Origin of the sequence: Streptomyces flavofungini, assembly GCF_030388665.1 — a bacterium.
GTDB classification, from domain to species: Bacteria; Actinomycetota; Actinomycetes; order Streptomycetales; family Streptomycetaceae; genus Streptomyces; species Streptomyces flavofungini_A.
In genome coordinates this window covers 5,855,683-5,877,015 of the sequence record NZ_CP128846.1, presented here as the reverse complement: position 1 = coordinate 5,877,015, position 21,333 = coordinate 5,855,683, and the positions used below count along the sequence as shown (strand labels likewise).

Annotated in this window: 22 protein-coding genes, 1 tRNA gene and 1 riboswitch; of the genes, 8 read left to right on the top strand and 15 right to left on the bottom strand. The window is 71.1% G+C overall.

Annotated features, from left to right (window positions below; translation table 11 throughout):
- Window positions 1-237 precede the first annotated feature (237 nt).
- Window positions 238-1,572 carry an SGNH/GDSL hydrolase family protein gene (locus QUY26_RS24915; RefSeq protein WP_289950371.1) on the top strand — a complete coding sequence of 445 codons (1,335 nt, stop codon included), beginning with the start codon at window positions 238-240 and terminating at the stop codon, window positions 1,570-1,572.
- A gap of 321 nt (window positions 1,573-1,893) precedes the next feature.
- On the opposite strand, the gene QUY26_RS24910 is transcribed toward QUY26_RS24915, so the two are convergent.
- From QUY26_RS24910 to QUY26_RS24895, 4 genes are all read right to left on the bottom strand, one after another.
- Window positions 1,894-2,742, bottom strand: coding sequence for a DUF1707 SHOCT-like domain-containing protein (locus tag QUY26_RS24910; protein ID WP_289950370.1), 849 nt, complete (start codon window positions 2,740-2,742; stop codon window positions 1,894-1,896).
- 101 nt (window positions 2,743-2,843) lie between these two features.
- The gene (locus QUY26_RS24905) at window positions 2,844-3,833 is read right to left on the bottom strand and encodes an ABC transporter ATP-binding protein (protein ID WP_289950369.1); all 990 of its coding nucleotides are present in this window, start codon (window positions 3,831-3,833) and stop codon (window positions 2,844-2,846) included.
- A gap of 6 nt (window positions 3,834-3,839) precedes the next feature.
- The gene (locus tag QUY26_RS24900) at window positions 3,840-4,679 is read right to left on the bottom strand and encodes an ABC transporter permease (protein ID WP_289955991.1); all 840 of its coding nucleotides are present in this window, start codon (window positions 4,677-4,679) and stop codon (window positions 3,840-3,842) included.
- A 151-nt stretch (window positions 4,680-4,830) separates the two neighbouring features.
- Window positions 4,831-5,652: an ABC transporter permease gene (locus tag QUY26_RS24895; protein ID WP_289950367.1), complete on the bottom strand. Its 822-nt coding sequence runs from the start codon at window positions 5,650-5,652 to the stop codon at window positions 4,831-4,833.
- A 228-nt stretch (window positions 5,653-5,880) separates the two neighbouring features.
- Here QUY26_RS24895 and QUY26_RS24890 point away from each other — a divergent pair, with 228 nt between their 5' ends.
- On the top strand, window positions 5,881-8,691 hold the full coding sequence (locus tag QUY26_RS24890; RefSeq protein ID WP_436840397.1) for a transglycosylase domain-containing protein: 2,811 nt from the start codon (window positions 5,881-5,883) through the stop codon (window positions 8,689-8,691).
- A gap of 55 nt (window positions 8,692-8,746) precedes the next feature.
- Here the strand turns inward: QUY26_RS24890 and QUY26_RS24885 are convergent, their stop codons facing one another.
- The 3 genes from QUY26_RS24885 to QUY26_RS24875 form a co-directional block, all read right to left on the bottom strand.
- Window positions 8,747-9,067 (bottom strand): DMT family transporter, encoded by a 321-nt coding sequence (locus QUY26_RS24885; protein ID WP_289950365.1) that lies wholly within the window; start codon window positions 9,065-9,067, stop codon window positions 8,747-8,749.
- Between the two features lie 30 nt (window positions 9,068-9,097).
- A riboswitch (guanidine-III (ykkC-III) riboswitch) is annotated at window positions 9,098-9,167 on the bottom strand.
- Window positions 9,168-9,209: 42 nt separating this feature from the next.
- Window positions 9,210-9,512, bottom strand: a complete 303-nt coding sequence (locus QUY26_RS24880) for a GroES family chaperonin (RefSeq protein WP_436840526.1) — start codon at window positions 9,510-9,512, stop codon at window positions 9,210-9,212.
- Between the two features lie 97 nt (window positions 9,513-9,609).
- Entirely contained in the window at window positions 9,610-9,936 is a 327-nt protein-coding gene (locus QUY26_RS24875; RefSeq protein ID WP_289950360.1) for a DUF3618 domain-containing protein, read from the bottom strand.
- Between the two features lie 161 nt (window positions 9,937-10,097).
- On the opposite strand from QUY26_RS24875, the gene bcp reads away from it, so the two are divergent.
- The 3 genes from bcp (at window position 10,098) to QUY26_RS24860 (ending at window position 12,354) form a co-directional block, all read left to right on the top strand.
- Window positions 10,098-10,565, top strand: a complete 468-nt coding sequence (gene bcp, locus QUY26_RS24870; protein WP_289950358.1) for a thioredoxin-dependent thiol peroxidase — start codon at window positions 10,098-10,100, stop codon at window positions 10,563-10,565.
- Window positions 10,566-10,699: 134 nt separating this feature from the next.
- A complete protein-coding gene (proP, locus tag QUY26_RS24865; RefSeq protein ID WP_289950357.1) occupies window positions 10,700-12,223 on the top strand; it encodes a glycine betaine/L-proline transporter ProP in 1,524 nt (507 codons plus the stop codon).
- Window positions 12,224-12,270: 47 nt separating this feature from the next.
- A tRNA-Leu gene (locus QUY26_RS24860) sits at window positions 12,271-12,354 on the top strand.
- 105 nt (window positions 12,355-12,459) lie between these two features.
- On the opposite strand, the gene rdgB is transcribed toward QUY26_RS24860, so the two are convergent.
- From rdgB to QUY26_RS24840, 4 genes are all read right to left on the bottom strand, one after another.
- The gene (gene rdgB, locus QUY26_RS24855) at window positions 12,460-13,062 is read right to left on the bottom strand and encodes an RdgB/HAM1 family non-canonical purine NTP pyrophosphatase (protein WP_289950355.1); all 603 of its coding nucleotides are present in this window, start codon (window positions 13,060-13,062) and stop codon (window positions 12,460-12,462) included.
- A gap of 128 nt (window positions 13,063-13,190) precedes the next feature.
- A complete protein-coding gene (locus QUY26_RS24850) occupies window positions 13,191-13,589 on the bottom strand; it encodes a hypothetical protein (protein WP_289950353.1) in 399 nt (132 codons plus the stop codon).
- Window positions 13,590-13,771: 182 nt separating this feature from the next.
- Window positions 13,772-14,503: a ribonuclease PH gene (gene rph / locus QUY26_RS24845; RefSeq protein ID WP_289950351.1), complete on the bottom strand. Its 732-nt coding sequence runs from the start codon at window positions 14,501-14,503 to the stop codon at window positions 13,772-13,774.
- Window positions 14,504-14,744: 241 nt separating this feature from the next.
- Complete coding sequence (locus QUY26_RS24840; protein ID WP_289950350.1) at window positions 14,745-14,978, bottom strand: PTS glucose/sucrose transporter subunit IIB; 234 nt, start codon at window positions 14,976-14,978, stop codon at window positions 14,745-14,747.
- A 223-nt stretch (window positions 14,979-15,201) separates the two neighbouring features.
- Between QUY26_RS24840 and QUY26_RS24835 the strand changes: the two genes are divergently transcribed.
- Together QUY26_RS24835 and QUY26_RS24830 are read left to right on the top strand one after the other, a co-directional pair.
- Complete coding sequence (locus tag QUY26_RS24835) at window positions 15,202-16,515, top strand: PTS transporter subunit EIIC (protein ID WP_289950348.1); 1,314 nt, start codon at window positions 15,202-15,204, stop codon at window positions 16,513-16,515.
- 240 nt (window positions 16,516-16,755) lie between these two features.
- The gene (locus tag QUY26_RS24830; RefSeq protein WP_289950346.1) at window positions 16,756-18,006 is read left to right on the top strand and encodes a PTS transporter subunit EIIC; all 1,251 of its coding nucleotides are present in this window, start codon (window positions 16,756-16,758) and stop codon (window positions 18,004-18,006) included.
- An 89-nt stretch (window positions 18,007-18,095) separates the two neighbouring features.
- Here QUY26_RS24830 and QUY26_RS24825 read toward each other — a convergent pair whose 3' ends face one another.
- Window positions 18,096-18,851 (bottom strand): MBL fold metallo-hydrolase, encoded by a 756-nt coding sequence (locus tag QUY26_RS24825; RefSeq protein ID WP_289950345.1) that lies wholly within the window; start codon window positions 18,849-18,851, stop codon window positions 18,096-18,098.
- A 198-nt stretch (window positions 18,852-19,049) separates the two neighbouring features.
- Here QUY26_RS24825 and QUY26_RS24820 point away from each other — a divergent pair, with 198 nt between their 5' ends.
- Window positions 19,050-19,508 (top strand): type II toxin-antitoxin system PemK/MazF family toxin, encoded by a 459-nt coding sequence (locus tag QUY26_RS24820; RefSeq protein WP_289950344.1) that lies wholly within the window; start codon window positions 19,050-19,052, stop codon window positions 19,506-19,508.
- Between the two features lie 197 nt (window positions 19,509-19,705).
- On the opposite strand, the gene QUY26_RS24815 is transcribed toward QUY26_RS24820, so the two are convergent.
- The 3 genes from QUY26_RS24815 to QUY26_RS40955 form a co-directional block, all read right to left on the bottom strand.
- Window positions 19,706-20,656, bottom strand: coding sequence for a PLP-dependent cysteine synthase family protein (locus QUY26_RS24815; RefSeq protein WP_289950343.1), 951 nt, complete (start codon window positions 20,654-20,656; stop codon window positions 19,706-19,708).
- Between the two features lie 15 nt (window positions 20,657-20,671).
- Window positions 20,672-20,959, bottom strand: a complete 288-nt coding sequence (locus tag QUY26_RS24810; RefSeq protein ID WP_289950342.1) for a MoaD/ThiS family protein — start codon at window positions 20,957-20,959, stop codon at window positions 20,672-20,674.
- Between the two features lie 213 nt (window positions 20,960-21,172).
- Window positions 21,173-21,277, bottom strand: coding sequence for a putative leader peptide (locus QUY26_RS40955; protein WP_016638880.1), 105 nt, complete (start codon window positions 21,275-21,277; stop codon window positions 21,173-21,175).
- Window positions 21,278-21,333 lie beyond the last annotated feature (56 nt).

The following is a 21,333-nucleotide window of genomic DNA, read 5'->3' as shown; positions in this document are numbered from 1 at the left end:
CGCGCACGCCTGTCGTACGCCGCCTTCGAGTGTCGTACGCCCGTCTTCGAGTGTCGTACGCCGTCTTCGTACCCGTTCGCATTGTCCCTTCCAGTCCGACTCCTGGAACGAACCACAAGTTCCCGGCGTCTGAGTGAGCGGAGGGGGGCAGTGTCGGCCCCCTCGCGACCCATGACGCATCATGGGGTGTTCACACCGGAGCCTCGGGCTCCCCCTGCCCGAGGAGAAACAGCCCGCATGACCAAGCGTCACGGTTATGCACTGCTGGCCGCCGTGCTCGCGGTCGTCGTGGTCGTCTCAGCGGCCATATACATCGGCGTCACCGGCGCCGACGACGACGCGTTGGACCAGCTCAGCGCCTCTCCGCGGGGGCCGCGCAACTCCGCGGCCCCGGCGTCGGCGGGCACCTGGGTCGGCACCTGGTCCGCCTCTCCCGCGGGCGCCGAACCCGGCACCGAGGCGCGTGGTATGGCGGGGCGTTCCGTACGCAACGTCGTCCACACCAGCGTCGGCGGCGAGAGCGCCCGCATCACCCTCACGAACCTGTACGGCACCCAGCCGCTCACCGTCACGCACGCCTCCGTCGCCGTGGCCACCGCCTCGAACAACCCGACCGCGGCCGCGGGCACGCTGCGGCGGCTCACCTTCCGCGGCGACACCTCCGTGGTGATCCAGCCCGGACAGCAGATCGTCAGCGACGCCGTCAGGCTGCGGGTGCCGCACGACTCGGACCTGCTCGTCACGACGTTCTCGCCGACCACGTCCGGTCCGGTGACGTACCACCCGCACGCGCGTCAGATCTCGTACGTCGCCGACGGTGACCACACCGAGGACCCGAGCGGGTCGGCGTACCACGAGCAGAGCCCGTACTGGCGCTACCTCTCCGCCGTCGACGTGCTCAGCAGCGAGGCCGACGGCACCGTCGTCGTCATCGGTGACTCCATCACCGACGGCATCACCTCCACCATGGGCGCCAACCGCCGCTGGACCGACGTCCTCGCCGACCGGCTGCGCCAGGAGTCCGGGGCGCCGCGCTACAGCGTCGTGAACCAGGGCATCAGCGGCAACCGTGTCCTGTCCGACGGGAGGCCCGGCGCGCGGGGCGGGCCCGGCGCCAACCCGAGCGGGCTCGCCCGCTTCGGGCGCGACGTCCTCGGCCGCACCGGCGTCAAGGCCGTCGTCATCGCCCTCGGCATCAACGACATCCTGCGCAATCCGCAGGAAACCGACCCTCGGCGCATCACCGACGGGCTGCGGGAGCTGACCCGGCAGGCGCATACCCGCGGGCTGCGGGTCGTGGGGGCGACGCTGATGCCCTTCGGCGGGCACCGCGGGTACACGCCCGCCCTTGAGGGCGTGCGGCAGGCCGTCAACAAGGAGATCCGCTCCGGCAAGGTCTTCGACGCGGTCGTCGACTTCGACAAGGCGCTGCGCGATCCCTACGATCCCCGGGCCCTGCTCGACCGGTACGACTCCGGGGACAATCTGCACCCCAGCGACGAGGGGTTCCGGCGGATGGGCCAGGCCTTCGACCCGGCCGACCTGAAGGGCTCGTCGGACGCGGAGCTCTAGCCCGCCGGGGCGCGCGCCGGGTCACCGTGCGGGTGGGCCGGCCCGCCCCCGCATCGGCGCTCCGCGCCTCGTCCTCAATCTCCCCCAAGCTCTTAAGGAGCAGGGGGGACCCCCACGACGGGCTCTCTCACCCACCCGCCCAAACCCGCACCCTGCTGAGCAACAGCCCGGCACCATCAGCCCTGCGGTACCTCTCCGGCCCGCCCCGGGGAAGTTTCAGCCCGTCCGGCGTTTGAGGACGAGGCGCGGAGCGCCGATAACGGGGTCCGGGGCGCAGCCCCGGGATCGGAGAAGGGGTGGGACTGGGGCGCCCCGCGAGGGTCAGTCCCGCCGGCGTTCCTCCCTGCGGCGCTCATGCAGCGCATGCCGTTCCTCCCGCCTCCGCGCCTGCAGCTCCCGCCGCTCCGCCTTGAGGCGAGCCCGCACCTGCTTGCGGAGCTTGCGTTCGACGGCGACCCCGCCCATGAGGGCGAACCCGGTGACGACGACGCGCGGCGAGCCCGGCGTGCCGGGCCCCGTGGCGTCGTCCCCGAAGCCGCCCATGATCCCGAAGCCCTTGACGGTGACGTTCAGCTCGGGCGGCACGGTGACCTGGATGCCGCCCATGAGGGCGAAGCACCGGATGACGACGTCCCGCTCGGCGAACCGCGCCTCGCGCAGGTCGATCTCGCCGCCGCCCCACATCACGAAGGACGTGAAGAGCCGCCCGATCGTCCAGCCGCCCTTGCGGTTGAACCCGCCCCAGATCGCGAAGCCCCCGCTGGACGAGGGCTCGCCCCCGACGATCCGCTCGTCCCAGTCGATCTCGTCGCTGTCCGCGCCGCCGGAGCGCTTGACCATGGACACCTTGGGTCCGGGGGTGACGGCGGACGGCAGGTCCCGGGTGAGGGGAGCGAGTTCGCCGTAGGTGCGGGCGCGGTAGGCCGCGTCGAGGCGTTCGCCGAACTCCTCCATGTCGAGGCGCCCCTCGGCCAGCGCCTCGCGCAGCGCGTCGGCGACCTTCTCGCGGTCGGCGTCGGAGGCCCGCAGCTCGGTGGGGCTGACCTCGGCGGGGCTGACCTCGGCGGGGCTGACCTCGGCAGGGCTGACCTCGGCGGCGGGCGGCTGCGCGGAGTCCCGCCCGGCGGCTTCGGGCAGCTTCTTCGGCGGCGTGGGCTCGGCGTCCGTCATGCTGAGGTTCACCTCGTGATGTCCGTGCCGGTGAATCCGGCCGACCTGCTTCTCCTGCCGCGGGCCCGGGGGCGTCCCTGGAAGTACGCGGCACCCGCAGCCTACGAGGTCCCCCGGTCCGCGTACATCTTGGCAATGACGGCCTCGATGTCGGGCTCGCGCACGGACAGGTCGACGAGGGGATAGCGCTCCGCGACCGCGGCGACCAGCGGCGCGGCGGACGCGGCGGCCGGGAACGCCAGCCACTGCCGGGGCCCGTCGACCTTCACGACCCGGGCCGACTCGACCTCCAGGGGCGGAAGTTCGTGTTCCAGGTCGACCACGAGGGTGCGTTCGCTCGCGCCCACCTCGTGCAGCCCGGCCAGCGGCCCGTCGTACATCAGCCGCCCGTGGTCGATGACCATGACGCGCTTGCACAGCTGCTCGATGTCGGTGAGGTCGTGGGTGGTCAGGAGCACGGTCGTGCCGGACTCGGCGTTCAGGTCGCGCAGGAAGCCGCGGACCTTCGCCTTGCTGACGACGTCGAGGCCGATCGTCGGCTCGTCGAGGTAGAGCACCTCGGGGTCGTGCAGGAGCGCCGCCGCGATGTCACCGCGCATCCGCTGGCCGAGGGAGAGCTGACGCACCGGCACGTCCAACAGGTCGCCCAGGTCGAGGAGTTCCACGCACCGGTCCAGGTTCTCGGCGTAGCGCCGGTCGGGGATGCGGTACATGCGGTGCATCAGGCGGTACGAGTCGATGAGCGGCAGGTCCCACCACAGGGTGGTGCGCTGGCCGAAGACCACCCCGATGCGGCGGGCGAGCCGGGTGCGCTCACGGGCCGGGTCGATGCCCGCGACCCGCAGCCGGCCGCCGCTGGGCGTGAGGATGCCGGTCAGCATCTTGATGGTGGTGGACTTGCCCGCGCCGTTGGGCCCGATGTAGCCGACCATCTCACCGCGCGGCACCCGGAAGGTGATGCCGTCGACGGCCCGCACCTGGTGCCGCTCGCGGCGCAGGAAGCCGGTCCTCCGGCGTACGTCGAAGATCTTCTCGATCCCGTCGAGCGCGATGAAGTCGGCGTCCGGGCCGGGGTCCAGGACCGTGTCCATGACGTATCAGCTCCCTGTGCTGCGGTACGAACGGAGTCCCGCGCGCCACGCGAGGCCCGCGAGCGCGCAGCACCCCGCGGCCACCAGGGGCGGCGTGAAGGCGGCCCACGAGGGCAGGCCGAGCGGATAGGGGCGGCCGAGCACGTACAGGCCGGGCAGCCAGTTCACGAAGGCGATGGGCACCAGGAAGGTGGCGCCGCGCACCAGGTCCTTGCCGAAGACGGACGGCGGGTACTGCAGGAGCGTGTTGCCGCCGTAGGTGAAGGCGTTCTGCACCTCCGAGGCGTCCTGCGCGACGAACTGGAAGGCCGCGCCCGCCACGAACACGGCCATGAAGATCCCCGCGCCGCTGACCAGCATCAGCGGGACGAGCAGCACCTTCAGGGGCGTCCAGGCAATGTCGAGGGCGGCGCAGGCGTACCCGAGGATCAAGAGCCCCTGCACCACCCGCCCCAGCCTGCGCAGCGCGAACTGGTCCGCCGCGACCTGAGCGAGCACCGGAGCGGGCCGCACCAGGAGGGTGTCGAGGGTGCCGTCGCGCACCCGTCGGCCGAGCCGGTCCATGGAGCCGATGGCGAGGTCGGCGAGGCCGAAGGCGCTGGAGGCCGCGCCGTAGAGGAAGGCGACCTCGGGGAGCCGGTAGCCGCCGAGCACGTCGACCTGGGAGAACATCAGCAGGATCGCGACGAAGTCGAGGGCGGTCGCCGTGAGGTTGCCGAGGGCCGTCATGGCGAAGGACGCGCGGTAGGCGAGGGTGGAGCGGATCCACATCGCGGTGATCATCCGGTAGGCGCGCAGCCCGTCCCGGGCCCGCTCCAGCGGCCCGTCGGCGCTGCCCGCCCGCAGTCCGGACGGCCGCCCGCCCCACTCCTGCTCCTGCTCCCGCTCCTGTCCCTGTCCCTGCCCTTGCCCCTGTCCCTGCCCCTGCCCCTGTCCCTGCTTCGCCTCCAGCTCCTGCTCCCCCTCCGGCCCCCGCGTCCGCCCCTGCCAGGCCCCCTCAGCCACCCTGCACCACCACCCGCCGTGTCGCCACGGCCTGCAGCAGCCGCCCCGCCGCGAGCAGCACGGCCGCCCACCCGGCCTGGAAGGCGTACGCCGCCGCCAGCTCCGCGCCCGAGCGCTCGCCGAGCAGCACGTCGGCGGGCACCTGGATCAGCGCCGACCAGGGCAGCGCGCGGGCGACCTCACCGAGGGCGCCGGGGAAGACGTTCAGGGGCAGCAGCATCCCGGAGAAGAAGGTGCTCGCGAGCCACGCGATCTGGGCGACTCCGGTGCCGTCGAGGAGCCAGAAGGCGCTGAGCGCCACCAGGAAGCGCAGCGCGAAGCTGACGACCACCCCGAGCAGCACGGCGAGCGCCGTGGCCAGCCACGTCAACACGTCCCCCGGAAGAGCGAGTTGAAAGATGACCGCGCCGAACAGCATCGGCGCCACACCGCGCGCGAGCAACTGGAACAGCGCCCGGCCCAGGTCCCCGGCGAGCCACCACGTCTGGAGGTCGGCCGGGCGGTACAGGTCGATGGCGATGTCGCCCGTGCGGATGCGCCGCATCAGCTCGTCCTCGAAGCCGCCGCCCATCACCGCGACGGTCGTCAGGAGCGCCTGCCCGAGCCACACGTACGTGAGAGCCTGCGCCTGGTCGTATCCTCCAAGTCCAGGCTTCTCGTCCCACAGGGCAATATAGGTGTAGGTCAGGATCACTCCGAAGACCGTGTTGGTGAACACACCGGCCATGGTCGCGATCCGGTACGTGGCGAATCGCCGGAAGCTGCCGGCGGCGACGGCCGCGTACAGGCGGAACCGTCCTGATCTCACGCACATCCCTTTCAGAGAGCCTCGTACCGCTCCAGGCCACCGCGCCCGGGCCCGTGCCCGGGCCAAAGCGCAGGAGCGTAGTGCGGTCGGGGCCGACCGTGCCAGGCATTTTCGCTCCGCGGAGCGTGCCTGGCCGGAAAGGCATGCGGCGACAGTGTGCAATGGGTCGTACGAGGCGTACAGGATGTATGAGGCGTACGAGATGTACGACGCGAACCGGGAGTTCCGCGAGACATGAGCAGCGACGAGCCACAGCGGCAGCCGGGCGAGGGGCAGGAGGAGCCCACCGCCCGGCCGAGCGAACCCGCTGCCCGGAAGGACGGGCCCGCCGAGGGACCGACACCGCCGAAGGGCGCCCCTGGCACACCCAGCGTTCCCGACGGCGGCCCCTCCACGCAGCAGCTCCGCCCGCTCGGCCGTCCCCAGGGCTCCGCGCCCAAGGGCGCACCCAAGGGCTCGCCTCAGGGCGCCCCCGACCCCTCCACCCAGCAGCTGCGGCCCGTGCCCGCCGGCCCTCAGGGAGCGGGGCAGGGTCCTGGCAAGAGCCAGGGGCAGCAGCACCAGGGCTGGGCCCCGCGCGAGCCCGAGCAGGGAGCGGCCGGGGCCGAGGGCGCCGCCGCTTCCGTGGCCGCCGCCGACGCGCCCGGTGACGGCGGCACCGGCAAGGCAGCCAAGGCGGGCAAGAAGAAGCGCCCCAAGCGCAAGGGCTGGCGGCGCCTCTTCCCGACCTGGCGGATGGTGCTCGCCGGGTTCATCTTCGTGGTCCTGCTGTGCGTGGGCGGCTTCACCGCGGGCTATCTGCTGATCGACATCCCGCCCGCGAACGCCACGGCCACCAAGCAGGCCAACGTCTACCTGTACGCCGACGGCACCGAGCTGGCCCGCGACGACAGCAGGGGCATGAACCGCGAGAACGTCCCGCTGTCCAAGGTCCCCAAGCATGTGCAGCACGCCGTGCTCGCGGCGGAGGACCGGGACTTCTACGGCGAGTCCGCCGTCGACCCGAAGGCGATGCTCCGCGCCGCCTGGAACACCGTCACCGGCAAGGGCAAGCAGTCCGGCTCGACGATCACCCAGCAGTACGTGAAGAACTACTACCTGGGCCAGGAGCAGACGGTCACCCGCAAGGTGAAGGAGTTCTTCATCTCGATCAAGCTGGACCGCGAGGTGAGCAAGGACGACATCCTGCAGGGCTATCTGAACACCAGCTACTTCGGCCGCAACGCCTACGGCGTGCAGGCCGCCGCCCAGGCGTACTACGGCAAGGACGTCGAGGACCTGACCGTCGGCCAGGGCGCGTACCTCGCGACGCTCGTGAACGCCCCGAACGCCTACGACGTGGCGGCGCACCCGGAGAACAAGGCCAACGCGGTGGGCCGCTGGAACTACGTCCTGAACGGCATGGTCAAGGAGGGCTGGCTGCCCTCCGCCGACCGCAAGAAGCAGAAGTTCCCGGAGCCGGAGCAGGCCAGGGGCAACCAGGACCTGTCCGGGCAGCGCGGCTATGTGGTCAAGGCCGTCGAGGACTACCTCATCGAGAACAAGGTCATCGAGGAGGACGCCCTGCACCGGGGCGGCTACCGCATCACGACGACCCTGCAGAAGCCCCGGCAGGACGCGTTCGTGAAGGCCGTCGACGACCAGGTGATGTCGAAGCTCGACAAGAAGGCCCGCAAGATCGACCGGAACGTGCGGGTGGGCGGCGCGTCCGTGGACCCGAAGACCGGCAAGGTCGTCGCGATGTACGGCGGCATCGACTACACCAAGCAGTTCGTCAACAACGCCACCCGGCGGGACTACCAGGTCGGCTCGACCTTCAAGCCGTTCGTGTTCACCTCGGCCGTGCAGAACGGCTCGACCACGCAGTCCGGCACCCCGATCACGCCGAACACGATCTACGACGGCAACAACCGGCGTCCGGTGCAGGGCTGGGACGGCGGCCAGTACGCGCCCGCCAACGAGGACGACGGCCAGTACGGCGACATCACCGTGCGCGAGGCCACGGACAAGTCCGTGAACTCGGTGTACGCGCAGATGGCCGTCGACGTGGGCTCCGACCGGGTCAAGGACACCGCGGTCGCGCTCGGCGTGCCGGAGAAGACCCCCGACCTCACGGCGTCCCCGTCCATCGCGCTCGGCCCGTCCACGGCGTCGGTGCTCGACATGACGGAGGCGTACGCGACGCTCGCGAACCACGGCCAGCACGGCTCGTACACGCTCGTCGAGAAGATCACCAAGGACGGCGCGGACGTCGCGCTGCCGGAGCGGGGCGAGAAGACGGCGGTGAGCCGCGAGGCCGCGGACACCACCACGTCGATCCTGCGCAGCGTCGTCGACTCCGGCACGGGCACGGCGGCGCTCGCCGCGGGCCGCCCGGCGGCGGGCAAGACGGGTACGGCCGAGGAGGACAAGGCGGCCTGGTTCGCGGGCTACACGCCGGACCTGGCGACGGTCGTGGCCGTGATGGGCCAGGACCCGAAGACGGCCGTGCAGACGCCGCTGTACGGCGCGCTCGGCGAGCGGCGCATCAACGGCGGCGGCTATCCGGCGCGGATCTGGGCCCAGTTCACCAAGGAGGCCCTTGAGGGCAAGCCGGTGAAGGAGTTCGACCTGGAGCTGGAGGAGGGCGCGGACGTGCCGGTGCAGCCCGATCCGTCGGAGGGCGCCGAGGAGCCGGACCCGGACGAGAACACGGGCGGCGCCACCGGCGGCGAAGAGGACACGGGCGGCGCTGCCGACGGCGGCGCGACCGGCGGCGACCAGGGCGGCCAGAACCAGGGGCAGAACCAGGGCCAGAACCAGGGGCCCACCGGCGGTCAGGACCAGGGCGGCCAGAGCCAGGGCCCGACCGGGGGCCAGGACCAGGGCGGCCAGAGCCAGGGCCAGGACCAGGGCCAGACGCAGGGGCAGACCCAGGGACCGACCGGAGGCGGCGCCGACGGCGGTGCCGCGGACGGCGGCGCGGCCCAGGGCGGCCAGCAGGGCGCCCTGGGCGGGCTCACTCAGGGGACGGCCACGGGGCCGCGCGGCCGCGGGGACGACTGACGCGGGCGGGCCCGCCGGGCGGCTCGTCCCGGCGGGCCGCCACCGCGTCCTGGCCTCAGTGGCCGCTCGTGGCCTTCAGGCCGACGACAGCGACGAGCAGCAGGCAGACGAAGAAGATCCGGGCGGCGGTGGCGGGCTCGCCGAGCGCGACCATGCCGACGACCGCGGCTCCGGCGGCCCCGATGCCCACCCACACGCCGTAGGCCGTGCCGATGGGCAGGGTCCTGGCGGCGTGGGACAGCAGCAGCATGCTGGCGACGATGCCCGCGCCGGTGAACACGCTCGGCCACAGGCGGGTGAAACCCTCGGTGAACTTCATGCCGATCGACCAGCCGACCTCGAGCAGACCGGCGACGACGAGCAGGACCCAGGCCATGACGGCACCTCCGAAAAGTGGGACTTCAGGGGTGCGTCGTCTTTGCGGATCCCGGTACGGCGCGTCTCGTCGGGGTCCTTCCAAGGTAGCAAAGGCCATACAAAAGGGGCTGGTGACGATGGTCACCAGCCCCTTCCCGGTGCTACAGGTAGAGCCCGGTGGAGTCCTCGGAACCCTCGAAGCGGTCCGCGGCCACGGCGTGCAGATCGCGCTCACGCATCAGGACGTACGCCACGCCCCGCACCTCGACCTCGGCGCGGTCCTCGGGGTCGAACAGGACCCGGTCGCCCGGCTCCACCGTGCGCACGTTCTGCCCCACGGCGACGACCTCGGCCCAGGCCAGGCGCTTGCCGACGGCCGCGGTCGCGGGAATCAGGATGCCGCCGCCGGAGCGGCGCTCGCCCTCCGCGGTGTCCTGACGCACGAGCACGCGGTCGTGCAGCATCCGGATCGGCAGCTTGTCGTCGTGGGTGCGTGGTTCAGATGTCTTGGCGCTCACGCCCCGAACCTACCTGCCCCCGCACGTCCTGTACGCCTCCGGGTCAGCCCTTGCGGCGCTTGGAGCCCGCCGCGAGGAGTCCCACCAGGCCCACCACGACCAGGGCCACCGGCACGATCCGCTCCACGCGGGGCGCCCCGTCCTCCGCGACGAACTGGGCCTTCACCTCGGAGACGAGGCGATTCGCGCTGACGTAGGCCCGACCGAGGGACTGGTCGACGCTCGAAGAGATCTTGGCCTTGGCGTCCCCGACGATCGTCTTCGGGTGGACCCGCACCCCGATCTCGTCGAGTGTCTCGGCGAGCTGGTCGCGCCGGCGCTTGATGTCCGCCTCGATCTGCGCAGGGGTCCTGGCATCCGCATCCGACACCGCGCTGCCTCCGTGGGTGTGTTCCGTGTACTGGGTACTGGTCGTTCCACAGTCTGTCAGCTTCGCCCCCGTCGCACCCCATGGCACCCCTATTACGCTCGACTCCGTCACGACACCCTGATGCGTGCGCGCCCGCGCGCGCAGTTGCGAGGAGACCGGAAATGAGCGAGCGACTTCAGCCCGGGGACACCGCCCCCGCCTTCACCCTGCCCGACGCCGACGGCAAGGACGTCTCCCTCGCGGACCACAAGGGCCGCAAGGTCATCGTGTACTTCTACCCCGCCGCCCTGACCCCCGGCTGCACCAAGCAGGCCTGCGACTTCACCGACAACCTGGACGTGCTGGCGGCCGCGGGCTACGACGTCATCGGCGTCTCTCCCGACAAGCCGGAGAAGCTCGCCAAGTTCCGCGAGAAGGAGAACCTGAAGGTCACGCTGGTCGGCGACCCGTCCAAGGAGACCCTGGAGGCGTACGGGGCCTTCGGCGAGAAGAAGCTGTACGGCAAGACGGTGACCGGCGTGATCCGCTCCACGGTCGTCGTGGACGAGGCGGGCAAGGTCGAGCACGCCTTCTACAACGTGAAGGCGACCGGCCACGTGGCCAAGATCATCCGGGATCTGGGCGTCTGACCTCCCCTTTCCCGCGCCGGTCCACCCGCCGCCCCCGCATGTGACAAAGCCCCCCTCACGGGGGGCTTTCGTTTGCGATCGCGGAGTGCGAGCAAGTGACCCCGTGGACCACCGTCAGCGAAAGGATCAACTTCATGGCGGCCAGCCAGCACCCGGCCGACCCCGAGGCCGATGTCCTGCCCGGCACCGACCCGGCGGCGCTGAAACGTCACCGCACCCTGTTCCGGGCCATCAGACGGCGCCGGAACCCGCCCCTGCGGCGCACCGACATCACGGTCACCGATGAGGCGGCCGTGCGCCGCGCGGTGAAGGCGGCCTCGCTGGGCAACGCGATGGAGTGGTTCGACTTCGGCATCTACAGCTATCTGGCCGTCACCATCGGGCATGTCTTCTTCCCGTCCGGGAACGACACCGCCCAGCTGATCTCGTCGTTCGCCACCTTCGCGGTGTCGTTCCTGGTGCGGCCCCTCGGCGGCATGGTGTTCGGCCCGATGGGCGACAAGATCGGCCGCAAGAAGGTGCTCGCCCTGACGATGATCCTGATGGCGGTCGGCACCTTCGCCATCGGCCTGATCCCGAGCTACGCCGCCATCGGCTTCTGGGCCCCGGTCCTCCTGATCGTCTTCCGCCTGGTGCAGGGCTTCTCCACGGGCGGCGAGTACGGCGGCGCCTCCACGTTCATCGCCGAGTACGCGCCGGACAAGCGGCGCGGCTACTTCGGCAGCTTCCTGGAGTTCGGCACCCTCGCCGGGTACGTGGGCGCGGCGGGCCTGGTCACCATCCTGACCACGACCCTGGACGACGGCGCCATGGAGGCGTGGGGCTGGCGGATCCCGTTCCTGGTCGCGGGCCCGCTCGGCCTGGTCGGCCTGTATCTGCGACTGCGTCTTGACGAGACTCCGGCGTTCCAGAAGCTGGAGGACCGGACGTACCACTCGGCGACCGAGGCGGCCTCCACCGTCGAGACCTCCGCCAAGGGCGACCTCGCGAAGATCTTCCGCCAGTACTGGCCGACGCTGATCCTCTGCATCGCCCTGGTCGGCGCGTACAACATCACCGACTACATGCTCCTGTCGTACATGCCGACGTACCTGACCGACGAGATGGGCTACGACGACACGCACGGGCTGCTGATCCTCATCGCCACGATGGTGGTCCTGATGCTGGTGATCAACCGGATCGGCGTCCTGTCGGACCGCTACGGCCGCAAGCCGCTCCTGATGACGGGCATGGTGGGCTTCCTCGTCCTGTCGGTCCCGGCCTTCCTGCTGATCAAGCAGGGCGCCCTGGTCGCCGTCTCGGCGGGCATGCTGATGCTCGGCCTGTCCCTGGTGTGCCTGCTCGGCACGATGTCGGCGACGCTCCCCGCGCTGTTCCCCACCCCCGTGCGCTACGGCTCCCTGTCGGTGGGCTACAACCTGTCCGCCTCGCTGTTCGGCGGCACCGCGCCGCTGGTGATCACCGCGCTGATCAGCGTCACGGGTACGGACATGATGCCCGCGTACTACGCGATGGCCGCCGCCGTCGTCGGCATCGTCGCGGTGGCCTGCATGAAGGAGACCGCGCAGCGGCCCCTCAGCGGCTCGCCGCCGTCGGTGGAGAGCAAGGAGGAGGCCGCCGAACTGGTCGAGGCGCAGGCCACGGCGCCGAAGTTCTGACTCCCCCGGCCGTCGCCAGGGGGCGGCGATTACGATGGTCGCGGCACGCGGCCGTGGTGGAACTGGCAGTCACGCTGGGTTTAGGTCCCAGTGGGGTAACACCCGTGAGGGTTCGAGTCCCTCCGGCCGCACGCGACACGAAGGGCGCCTCCGAGGAGGCGCCCTTCGCCGTGTCCGGTCCGGGTCCGGCCGAGTCCAGGACAGGTTCTGTCCGGGTCAGCCGAGTTCTGTCCGGGTCAACCGAGCAGTTCGCGCACCGCCGGCACGAGCGCGCGGAACGCCTTGCCGCGGTGGCTGATCGCGTTCTTCTCGTCCGCCGTCAGCTCGGCGCAGGTGCGCGTCTCGCCCTCCGGCTGGAGCACCGGGTCGTAGCCGAAGCCGCCGGTGCCCGCCGGGGTGTGCCGCAGGGTGCCGAGCAGCTGCCCCTCCACCACCCGCTCCCTGCCGTCCGGCAGCGCGAGGGCGGCCGCGCACGCGAAGTGGGCGCCGCGGTGCGGGTCGTCGATGTCGCCGAGCTGGGCGAGCAGCAGGTCCAGGTTGGCGCGGTCGTCGCCGTGGCGGCCCGCCCAGCGCGCGGAGAAGATGCCCGGGGCGCCGCCGAGCACGTCGACGCACAGGCCCGAGTCGTCGGCGACGGCGGGCAGGCCGGTGGCATCGGCCAGGGCGTGCGCCTTCAGGAGCGCGTTCTCGGCGAAGGTGACGCCGGTCTCCTTGACGTCGGGGACGTCCGGGTAGGCGTCGGCGCCGACCAGCTCGTGGTCGAGCCCGGCGGCGGCGAGGATCGCCGTGAGTTCGGTGAGCTTGCCGGCGTTGCGGGTGGCGAGGATGAGGCGGGTCATGGGACCAGTATCGCGACCCCGTGACCGGCGCGTGGCGGGCCGCCCCGTCCCGTCGGCGTGACACGCGCGGAGCCTCTCGGCGCGCCGCTCGCCGTGTCTTCAGGAAAGGGGCGCGCCGTCGGCCTCGGTCAGTCGGTGCAGACCTTCGTCAGCTCCTTGGCCGCGTCGACGGCCGGGCTGAGGTCGGGCGACTTGTCGCCGCCGTCCTTGGAGGCGTCGCGGATGTTGTCGACGGCCTTCTCCAGGTGGTCGAGGGCCTTGTCCACGTCGGCGTCGTCGGACTTGTCGCGGATGTCGCCGAGGCTGTCCTCGACGTCGTCGAGCGCCTCATCGGCCTTGCTGGGGTTCAGCGCGGCGTCCTGGGCGGCCTCCTGCATCTCCTCGACGCTGTCGTGGATCGCGTCGGCCGTCTTGACGCAGTCGACGGCCTTGTCGACGGGGTCGCAGGCCACGAGGCCGGAGACCGCCGGAACTGCGATCAGAGCGGTGATGATGGCGGTAGCGGTACGGCGGTGGCGCGCGGCCATGCGGAAATCCCTCCCCGTTTCGGGCGGGCGTACGGCTGGCCCGTGCGCCCGCATCCGTAAGAACGCCCGTCCGGGCCCCGAGGGTTGCTTCCCACGCCGGGCGGACCGAACCGCGAACCGCCCGCACTCGTACTCAACTCGATCGCACCGTGAGCCACTTGGGCCGCGCTCCGCGTGCTGCCCTACGTGACCGCTTCCAGCGCCTGGCGCTGGTACGCGGCGAGGTCGGCGCAGCCGCCGACGGCGAGGTCGAGCAGCGCGTTCAGCTCCTCGCGGGCGAACGGCTCGGCCTCGGCGGTGCCCTGCACCTCGACGAAGCGGCCGTCGCCGGTGCACACGACGTTCATGTCGGTGTCGGCCTTCACGTCCTCCTCGTAGCAGAGGTCGAGCAGCGGTACGCCGCCGACGATGCCGACGGAGACCGCGCTGACCGTGCCGGTGAGGGGCTTGCGGCCGGCCTTGACCAGCTTCTTGCCCTGGGCCCAGGCGACGGCGTCGGCGAGGGCGACGTACGCGCCGGTGATGGCGGCGGTGCGGGTGCCGCCGTCGGCCTGGAGGACGTCGCAGTCCAGGACGATGGTGTTCTCGCCGAGGGCCTTGTAGTCGATGACGGCACGCAGCGAGCGGCCGATGAGGCGGCTGATCTCGTGCGTACGGCCGCCGATCCTGCCGCGTACGGACTCGCGGTCGCCGCGGGTGTTGGTGGACCGCGGGAGCATCGAGTACTCGGCGGTGACCCAGCCTTCGCCGCTGCCCTTGCGCCAGCGGGGCACGCCCTCCGTGACGGAGGCCGTGCAGAAGACCTTGGTGTCACCGAAGGAAACGAGGACGGAGCCCTCGGCGTGCTTGCTCCACCCACGCTCGATGGTGACCGGGCGGAGCTGTTCGGGGGTACGGCCGTCGATACGAGACATGGCCCGAGCCTATCGGGACGCACACCCGCCACAGGCCGGACGGGGGGAGCCCCATGGCGGGCTGGGATGCGCGGGGCTGTGGGCCAGGTGGCGCAGGTTCGGGCGGGTGGGCGGGAGAAAGCCCGTCCGGCGCTTGAGGACGAGGCGCGGAGCGCCGGAACGGGGGCGCCCACGCACGGGTGAGGGCCCTGTCCCGGCAACCGGAACAGGGCCCTCACCCATGCTCAGCACAGCGCGAGCGTCACATCATGTCTTCGATGTCGGCGGCGATCGGGTCGGCGTCGGTCCCGATGACGACCTGGACGGCCGTCCCCATCTTCACGACCCCGTGCGCCCCCGCGGCCTTCAGCGCGGCGTCGTCGACCAGGTCAGGGTCCTTGACCTCCGTGCGGAGGCGCGTGATGCAGCCCTCGACCTCTTCGATGTTGTCGATGCCGCCGAGCCCGGCAACGATCTTCTCAGCCTTGCTGGCCATGGTGTTCTCCCTGCTCTGAAAAGGACGCGGCCACGACACCGTAGGTCCGCTTTGTCACGGTAACGCACGGTTGGCCCATCTTCGCGGGCGGTCACGGCACTCGTACCCAATCATGACGATCAAGGTGTCACCCCTAGTGGGGGCGGTGCCGACCACCGTCCACAACTGGTCTACACCAGTTTTCAACGACCGCCAAACCTGGCCGGTTCCGGGAGGAACGCCGATGAGTTCCACTGCCGCCGCGATACCCCAGAAGAAGTGGTGGAACGGCCTGTTCCAGGGCCTGCAGAAGATGGGCCGCAGCCTGCAACTGCCCATCGCCGTGCTGCCGGCCGCGGGCATCCTGAACCGGCTCGGCCAACCGGACGTCTTCGGCGACGACGGCCTCGGCTGGACCAACGTGGCCAAGGTCTTCGCGGCCGCGGGCGGCGCCCTGCTCGACTCCTCGCTCGGCCTGCCGCTCCTCTTCTGCATCGGCGTCGCGATCGGCATGGCGAAGAAGGCGGACGGCTCCACCGCGCTCGCCGCGGTCGCGGGCTTCCTCGTCTACTACGCGGTCCTGCGCGCCTTCCCCGAGGACTGCCCCGCGGGCGCCGACTTCGCGGGCGCCGGGATGTGGAGCGGGGTCTGCGTGGCCGAGGACGGCACCTCCACGCAGGCCGCGTACCAGAATCCAGGGGTCTTCGGCGGCATCGTCATGGGCCTGCTCGCCGCCTGGTTCTGGCAGCGCTACCACCGCGTGAAGCTGGTGGACTGGCTCGGCTTCTTCAACGGCCGCCGCCTGGTCCCGATCATCATGGCGTTCGTCGGCCTGGTCTTCGCGGGCCTGTGCGTCTGGGTCTGGCCGCCTGTCGGCGACGGCCTCACCAGCTTCTCCAAGTGGCTGGTCGACCTCGGCTGGCTGGGCTCGGGCATCTTCGGCGTGGCCAACCGCGCGCTGCTGACCGTCGGCCTGCACCAGTTCCTGAACACCTTCGTCTGGTTCCAGTTCGGCGACTACACCAAGGCGGACGGCACGGTCGTCCACGGCGACATCAACCGCTTCCTCGCGGGCGACCCGACGGCGGGCCAGTTCACCTCGGGCTTCTTCCCGATCATGATGTTCGCGCTGCCCGCGGCGGCCCTCGCGATCACGCACGCGGCCCGCCCCGAGCGCCGCAAGGTGGTCGGCGGCCTGATGCTCTCGGTCGGCCTGACGTCCTTCGTCACCGGCATCACCGAGCCGATCGAGTACTCCTTCCTGTTCATCGCGCCCGCGCTGTACGCGATCCACGCCCTGCTCACCGGCGTCTCGATGGCGGTCACCTGGGGCCTCGGGGTGAAGGACGGCTTCAGCTTCTCCGCCGGCCTCATCGACTACGTCATCAACTGGAGCCTGGCCACGAAACCCTGGCTGATCATCCCGATCGGCCTGTGCTTCGCGGTGGTCTACTACTTCTTGTTCCTCTTCGTGATCAAGAAGTTCGACCTGCCCACCCCGGGACGCGAACCGGAGGAGGAGGCAAAGGCGTTGGACGAGGAACAGACCAAGGCGTAGGAAGGCGCACGCGCGGAAGCGGAATCCGCCGCGATACCCTTTGCCAGGCCCTCGGACCCTCTGGTCCGGGGGCCTTTCGCCGTGGATGCGGCGTTATGGCCGACCCCACAGGAATCGCAGGTTCCTTATGTCGCCTTGACCGTGTTACAACAGGTCTACACCACTGAGTGGTGTAGACCACCTGGATGCTGTCGCACCCCCTGAACTGTCCCCTGACAGCACCCGCACATGGAGGAAGACATGAGTACGGCCACCGCCAAGGCGGCGCCCGCGAAGAAGCGGGGCTCAAGTGTGTTGCAGGGTCTGCAGAAGGTGGGCCGCAGCCTGCAGCTGCCGATCGCCGTTCTGCCCGCGGCGGGCATCCTGCTGCGCCTCGGCCAGCCGGACGTGTTCGGCGCCGACGGCCTCGGCTGGGGCAAGGTCGCCACGGTCTTCGCCACCGCCGGTGACGCCGTCTTCGCGAACATGCCGCTGCTGTTCTGCATCGGCGTCGCGATCGGCTTCGCGAAGAAGGCGGACGGCTCCACCGCGCTCGCCGCACTCGTGGGCTTCCTGGTCTACAAGAACGTCCTGACCGCGTTCCCGGTCACCGAGGCGAAGATCACCAAGGGTGCGGACATCGCCGCGACGTACAACGACCCCAAGGTCTTCGGCGGCATCATCATGGGCCTCATATCCGCCGTGGTCTGGCAGCGGTTCCACCGCACCAAGCTGGTGGACTGGCTCGGCTTCTTCAACGGCCGCCGCCTGGTCCCGATCCTGATGGCCTTCGTCGGCACCGCCCTCGGCGTCCTCTTCGGCCTCGCCTGGGGCCCGGTCGGTGACGCCATCACCGACTTCGGCGAGTGGATGACCGACCTCGGCTCGGTCGGCGCCGGCATCTTCGGCGTGGTCAACCGCGCGCTCCTGCCGGTCGGCATGCACCAGTTCGTGAACACCGTCGCCTGGCAGGAGATCGGCTCCTTCACCGACTCCGCCGGCGGAGTCTGGCACGGCGACATCCAGCGCTTCATGCACGGCGACCCGACCGCCGGTCAGTTCATGTCCGGCTTCTTCCCGATCATGATGTTCGCGCTGCCCGCCGTGGCCCTGGCCATCACCCACACCGCCCGCCCCGAGCGCCGCAAGGTCGTCGGCGGCATGATGATGTCCCTCGCGCTGACCTCGTTCGTCACCGGCATCACCGAGCCGATCGAGTTCGCCTTCATGTTCATCGCGCCGGTCCTGTACGTGATCCACGCGATCCTCACGGCCGTCGCCATGACCGTCACCTGGGCCCTGGGCGTGCACCACGGCTTCACGTTCTCGGCGGGCGCCATCGACTACGTCCTGAACTGGAAGTTCGCCGAGAAGCCCTGGCTGATCATCCCGATCGGCCTCGTGTTCGCCGCGGTCTACTACGTCGTCTTCCGCTTCGCGATCGTCAAGTTCAACCTGCCGACCCCGGGCCGCGAGCCCGAGGAGGAGGTCGAGGACCTCACCAAGGCGTGAGCCTCACCCCGCACCACGGCGTGGGCCCCGGAACCGCGAGGTTCCGGGGCCCACGCCGTTGTCGCCCGTCCGTGCTCCTCCGAGAGCTCTCAGATCTCGTACGTCGCCCCCGCCACCGCGAGCTCCGTCGGACCGCTGGTGAAGACCTCCCGGGCGTCGGCGAGGTTCACCGCCGGGTCCGTCCACGGCGGGATGTGGGTGAGCACCAGGCGCCGCGCGCCCGCGCGGCCGGCCGACTCCCCGGCCTCACGGCCGTTGAGGTGCAGGTCCGGGATGTTCTCCTTGCCGTGCGTGAACGCGGCCTCGCACAGGAAGAGATCGGTGCCGGCGGCCAGCTCGTCGAGGGCCGCGCAGGTGCCGGTGTCCCCGGAGTACGTCAGCGACCGGCCGCCGTGCTCGACGCGGATGGCGTAGGCCTCGACGGGGTGGCACACCTTCTCCGTGCGCACCGAGAACGGCCCGATCTCGAAGGCACCGGGCTTGACCGTGTGGAAGTCGAAGACCTCGCTCATCGACGACGCGGAGGGCGTGTCGGCGTACGCCGTGGTCAGACGCTGCTCGGTGCCCTCGGGGCCGTACACCGGAATGGGGGCGCAGCGGCCGCCCTCGTGCCGGTAGTAGCGGGCCACGAAGTACGCGCACATGTCGATGCAGTGGTCGGCGTGCAGATGGCTGAGGAAGATCGCGTCGAGGTCGTACAGACCGATGTGGCGCTGCAGCTCTCCCAGGGCGCCGTTGCCCATGTCGAGCAGCAGCCGGAAGCCGTCGGCCTCGACGAGGTAGCTCGAGCAGGCCGAGTCCGCGGACGGAAACGACCCCGAGCAGCCGACGACGGTGAGCTTCATAGAGCTGGAACCTCCACGCTGGCGATCGGGGGAAACGGGGGGCGTGCGGTCCGTCGAGCGTAAAGCGCGAAAGGGCGCCTCGCTCCTTCGTCGTGGGCCGTTGTGGGCGAACTCACCTGGGGTGTCACCGGTTCGGGGGCGCCCGAAGGGGGGTGGGCGCGGCGGCGCGGAGTGGGGGGCGCCGGTACCGTCGGGGCCATGGACACGTCGTGGTGGCCGGCGCTGGCCGCGGTGGTGGTGCTCGCCCTTCTCGTCACCCTCGTGGACGGGTGGGCCCGCTCCGGGCGTCCCGCGCGGCGTCGGCCGCCCGGGAGACCGCAGCGGCGGCCGCGGGAGCGGGGTGGGCGGCCGCAGCCCGGGGAGATCTGGTGGGCTCGGGTGCCCTATGAGGGCGGTGGGGGCGGGGGGAAGGACCGGCCCTGTCTCGTGTTGGCGGTTCGCGGGGACATTGTGCGCGTCGCGAAGATCACCAGTAAGTACCGGGACGAGCGGGCCGGGGTGATCCCCTTGCCGCCCGGGGCCGTCGGGGACGCGCGGGGGCGGGCCAGTTTCCTGGAGACGGACGAGCTGCGGGAGGTTCCCGTGTGGGAGTTCCGGCGGCGGGCGGGGGTGGTTGATCCGGTGCTGTGGGACCAGGTGCGGCATCTGGCCGGGTAGGCCGTGCGGAGGCGCTCCCCGATCCCGCCCCTTTCCCGAAACCGGGGGCTGCTGTCGCCCCCTGGGCCCCCGCTATCGGCGCTTCGCGCCTCGTCCTCGATCGCCGGACGGGCTGGAGAATGCGCGGCTGAGTGCTCAGCCCCTCCGGCGATCGAGGAGTGGGGGTCTGGGGCAGAGCCCCCGGTTTCCCAGCCGGGCTACGCCCACAGTTGGCCCTGCACCGTCGCGATCGCCTCCTCGTCCGTCGCCGCTGTGTAGACCCCGGTCGAGAGGTACTTCCAGCCGCCGTCGGCGACGACGAAGGCGATGTCGGCGGGGGTGCCCGCCTTGACCGCCTTGCGGCCGACGCCGATGGCGGCGTGCAGGGCGGCCCCGGTGGAGACGCCCGCGAAGATGCCCTCTTCGCGCAGGAGGTCACGGGTGCGGGTCACGGCGTCGGCGGAGCCGACGGAGAAGCGGGTGGTGAGGACGGACTCGTCGTAGAGCTCGGGGACGAAGCCCTCGTCGAGGTTGCGCAGGCCGTAGACGAGGTCGTCGTAGCGGGGCTCCGCGGCGACGATCTTGATGTCGGGCCGCTGCTCGCGGAGGTAGCGGCCGACGCCCATCAGGGTGCCCGTGGTGCCGAGGCCCGCCACGAAGTGGGTGATGGAGGGCAGGTCGGCGAGGATCTCGGGGCCGGTCGTGGCGTAGTGGGCGCCCGCGTTGTCCGCATTGCCGTACTGGTACAGCATCACCCAGTCCGGATGCTCGGCCGCGAGATCCTTGGCGACGCGCACGGCCGTGTTGGAACCCCCCGCCGCGGGCGAGGAGATGATCTCCGCGCCCCACATCGTCAGCAGGTCGCGCCGCTCCTGGGAGGTGTTCTCCGGCATGACGCACACGATGCGGTAGCCCTTGAGGCGGGCCGCCATGGCGAGGGAGATGCCGGTGTTGCCGGAGGTGGGCTCCAGGATGGTGCAGCCGGGCGTCAACCGGCCGTCCTTCTCGGCCTGTTCGACCATGTACAGCGCGGGGCGGTCCTTGACGGAGCCGGTCGGGTTGCGGTCTTCCAGCTTGGCCCAGATGCGGACCTCGGCGGACGGCGACAGACGCGGGAGGCGGACCAGCGGCGTGTTACCGACGGCCGCGAGCGGGGAGTCGTAACGCATCGGGACCCGGGTCCCTCAGGCCATGCCGCCGGCGACGGCCGGCAGGATCGTGACGCTGTCGCCGTCGGCGAGCTTGGTGGAGACGCCGTCGAGGAAGCGGACGTCCTCGTCGTTGAGGTAGACGTTCACGAAGCGGCGCAGGCTGTTGCCCTTGTCCTTGTCGATCAGGCGGTCCTGGATGCCCGCGTGCCGCGACTCTAGGTCGGCGAAGAGCGCGGCGATGGTGTCGCCGCTGCCCTGGACGGCCTTCTCGCCGTCGGTGTAGGTGCGGAGGATGGTCGGGATGCGGACCTCGATGGCCATGCGGGGCTCCTGTCGGGAGTGGATCGCGAGTGGTGCGGGGGCTGCGTGGGTGGTGCGGGTGGTGCCGTGCGGGGTGGTGCCGTGCCGTGCGGGGTGGTTCCGGGGTGGTGCGGAGCGGGGCGCGCCGCGCGGGAGCGGGCGGCGGGGTGCGGGAGGCCGCGCGGGTACGGGGCTGGCTCACCGCCGCGCCTGCGGCGGGCGGGGCGGCGCCCGTCAGGGCCGACAGATGGCGCTGGCGAGGCGGCACAGGTCGACGTGCAGCCGGCCGACGAGCAGGGCGCCCGGCGTCGTATCGATGCTCACGTCGTTCGAAACCATGCGGTCATCGTAACGATTCCCGGTCCGGGACCTGGAATGTGATCTCGGATACCGGA